Below are 1,070 nucleotides of genomic sequence, written 5' to 3'. Positions count from 1 at the left end.
CGTGGGTGTTTTCACCAAATCAATAAGAACCGTATTACTCAATAAGTCAGAAGAAATCACAAATGTTTAGTTTCATACAAAAGTAAACATTCCCAGTGTTTCTGCGCTTTGTGAAAGATATGGCCTAGGCCGACTTTCCCATAATTGTTACAATCCATGGCCCGGTGAATAAATGTAAACATTATGAGGGCAAAATTACATGAGAGAAGGCAAAGCCAAAGTTCTGACGGATTCAGAAATTAATCGGTTATTCAAAATCATTTCCGTGGAAAGACATGCCAATCGCAACCACGCCATTTTTATGATGTCCATTGCGCTTGGATTAAGAGTCGGTGAAATAGCATCATTACGTGTTTCTGACGTATTGGATGACCGTGGTGAATTGAAAGATGTTTTTCAGATCATCAAAGCGAATTCTAAAACCAACAAAAATCGTGAAGTTTATTTGACCAATAATCGCGTTCGCCGATCCCTAGGGAAATATATCGAAGAACGTCAGCTTCTTGAAGGTGTCGCATTCCATCCCAATAGTTATCTATTTCAATCACAGAAAGGGAATGGGTTCACCGGGAATTCTTTACAGATGTTGATGAAACGTATCTGCATGAAAACGGGGTTGCCGAACAGTGTGAGTAGCCATTCAGGCAGACGGGGGTTTGCTACGAAGCTCATTAGCCAAGGTATTGACATTAAAAGTGTAAGTGTCTTGATGGGACATTCTAATATTTCGCAGACTGCCCAATACGTGGAGACAAACCCTGACCTTTTGAAAAAAGTTGCCGCAGGAGCATTCTAGGGAAGCAACTTATATGATCAATGTTGGTGATTTCTGCGGAAATCAACTGACAATGATGTTGCGGCCTTTCTGACATGAAATCATAAAAATCCGGTAAAAATAAGAGCTTGGCCGACAGGACCCGGTCTGTCTTGATGTCGATATGTCGCACCCGCTAGGCTCCACCATTACAGAGACCACACAGGCGGTTACGTCGTGTGGTCTTTTTGTTTTTATACCGTCGATTACCATCACCGTAGATCGCCATAAACGGCGTGTGAGCGGTGCTGCAAAC

Annotated in this window: 1 protein-coding gene; it reads left to right on the top strand. The window is 42.3% G+C overall.

Annotation, left to right across the window (positions count from 1 at the left end):
* Window positions 1–199 precede the first annotated feature (199 nt).
* Window positions 200–796 (top strand): tyrosine-type recombinase/integrase, encoded by a 597-nt coding sequence (locus tag IEW74_RS17190; protein WP_188667410.1) that lies wholly within the window; start codon window positions 200–202, stop codon window positions 794–796.
* The last annotated feature ends 274 nt before the right edge of the window (window positions 797–1,070 follow it).

Origin of the sequence: Terasakiella brassicae (genome assembly GCF_014641495.1) — a bacterium.
GTDB lineage: Bacteria > Pseudomonadota > Alphaproteobacteria > Rhodospirillales > Terasakiellaceae > Terasakiella > Terasakiella brassicae.
The sequence above is the reverse complement of the archived record's forward strand: the minus strand, read 5'-3'. Positions and strand labels throughout refer to the sequence as shown.